This is a genomic window from Pseudomonas sp. K5002 (assembly GCF_013386655.1).
Lineage (GTDB): Bacteria > Pseudomonadota > Gammaproteobacteria > Pseudomonadales > Pseudomonadaceae > Aquipseudomonas.
This window is the reverse complement of sequence record NZ_JACARK010001137.1, coordinates 1-1,964: the sequence shown is the minus strand read 5'-3', so window position 1 is coordinate 1,964 and position 1,964 is coordinate 1. Positions and strand designations below refer to the sequence as shown.

The window sequence follows — 1,964 nt, the reverse complement described above, 5'->3', positions numbered from 1 at the left end:
TTCGCCGATCACCAGGCCGTCGCGGCCACTGTCGTAGGGACGCGGGCTGGTTTGTGGTGCATCGTTTTTCAGGCTGGTGGCGTACAGCGCATCGAACACCATGGCTTCGGTAGGGCACAGCTCTTCGGCGCCACCTGCCAACATCAGCGGCAGGCGGCCGAACTTGATGGCTTCATAGGCGTAGCCGATGCCCTGGCTGCCGCTGGTGCACGCGCTGGACGTGGGGATCAGCCGGCCGGTGAGGCCGAAGAAAATGCTGATATTCGCCGCCGTGGTGTGGGGCATCATCCGCACGTAGGAGTTGGCGTTCAGCCCCTCGGCCACCGAGTTCAGCAGCATATTGCCGAAGGCCTTGATCTCGTCGGTGCTGCCGGTGGACGAGCCACAGGCCACGCCCATGCGCCCGTCCTTGATCGACTCGTCGCCCAGCAAGCCGGCGTCTTTGAGCGCCTGCTCCGCCGCCCATACCGCTAGCCGGGAAACCCGGCCCATGCTGCGCAGTTGCTTGCGGGTCCAGTGGGCGGGCACCACGAAATCATCGATCGGCCCGGCCAGCCGGGTGTTCAGTTCGGTGAAACGGTCCCACTCGTCCATGCGCCGGATGCCGCTGCGGTTGGCGCGGAAGTTGGCGGCGATGGTTGCCCAATCGCTGCCCAGGGACGTAACGCCGGCCATGCCGGTGACCACCACGCGTTTCATCAGCACAGGCCTCCATTTACGGCCAGCACTTGGCGGGTGATGTAGCCGGCTTCTGCCGACATCAGGAAATTCACCGCCCCGGCGACTTCTTCCGGCGTGCCCATGCGCTGGGCCGGGATCATTTTCATCAGCTCTTCCACCGGTACGTTTTCATCGAGCATCGCGGTGTCGATCAGCCCGGGGGCCACGCAGTTGACGGTGATCTTGCGCTTGCCCAGCTCGATGGCCAGGGCCTTGGCGGCGCCGATCAGGCCGGCCTTGGACGCGCTGTAGTTGACCTGGCCGCGGTTGCCGATCAGCCCGGATACCGAGGTGATGCACACGATCCGCCCGGCGGCGCGACGACGAATCATCGGCATCATCACCGGGTGCAGCACGTTGTAGAAACCGTCGAGGTTGGTGCGCATCACCACGTCCCAATCGTCTTCCGACAGCGCTGGAAACGCGCCGTCGCGCGTCAGGCCCGCATTGAGCACCACGCCGTAATACGCGCCATGGGCTTCCACGTCGGCTTCAAGGATCTCCTTGCAGCTGGCGCGGTCCGCCACATCGAATTGCAACACCCGGGCCTTGCGCCCCAGCGCTTCGATTTCGACCTGCACCGCATCCGCCTCGGCACGCCCGCTGCGGCAGTGCAGCACGATGTCGTGCCCGGCCTGGGCCAGGCGCACAGCGATAGCGCGGCCGATGCCACGGCTGGAGCCGGTCACCAATACGGATTCAGTCATGGCGTGGTGTCCTTCGATTCATCTAAATAGTTGGCCGCCTGGGGCGGTCGAAATACGTTCAAGCGCGCGCTGGCCTGGATGCCGTGACCGGTGAGGTGGCATTCGAACACACCCATGCCGTTGTCGTCTTCCAGGGAGCGCAGGCCGTGGATGGTCAGCTCGGTGCCTGCGGGAAAGTGCTCGACGTTGCACTCGAACTTGCGCGTGCCCAGCAGGAAGCCCAACTCCACGGCTTCACCTTTCTGGCGCGCGCGGCAACCGGCGTAGGCCGCGACGCTTTGCGCCATCAACTCAATGCCGACCCACGCGGGCAGGCTGCCATCGGCGCGGTTGAAAAGACCGCCGGGCTTGACCGTCAGGCGGGTCTGGATCTGTTCTTCATCAAAGCTCAAGACCTGATCGATCAGGATCATGTCACCGGCGTGGGGCAGCAGTTCGGCGAGCGGCCAATCAGTCATGGGGCGTCTCCGATAATCAGGCTGACGTTGTTGCCGCCGAAGGCAAACGAGTTGCTCATCAGGCAGCGTTTTTCCAGGG

The 1,964-nt window shown here is 64.5% G+C and carries 3 protein-coding genes; all 3 read right to left on the bottom strand.

Annotation, left to right across the window (positions count from 1 at the left end):
* Positions 1–699: beta-ketoacyl synthase N-terminal-like domain-containing protein (locus tag HX846_RS34110; protein ID WP_306173192.1), on the bottom strand; the 699-nt coding region annotated here is incomplete at its 3' end.
* Positions 699–1,427 carry a 3-oxoacyl-ACP reductase FabG gene (gene fabG / locus HX846_RS34105; protein ID WP_087692521.1) on the bottom strand — a complete coding sequence of 243 codons (729 nt, stop codon included), beginning with the start codon at positions 1,425–1,427 and terminating at the stop codon, positions 699–701. The genes fabG and HX846_RS34110, both read right to left, overlap by 1 nt.
* Complete coding sequence (locus HX846_RS34100; RefSeq protein ID WP_102604305.1) at positions 1,424–1,885, bottom strand: hotdog family protein; 462 nt, start codon at positions 1,883–1,885, stop codon at positions 1,424–1,426. Before HX846_RS34100 ends, fabG begins: the two co-directional genes overlap by 4 nt.
* Positions 1,886–1,964: the final 79 nt, after the last annotated feature.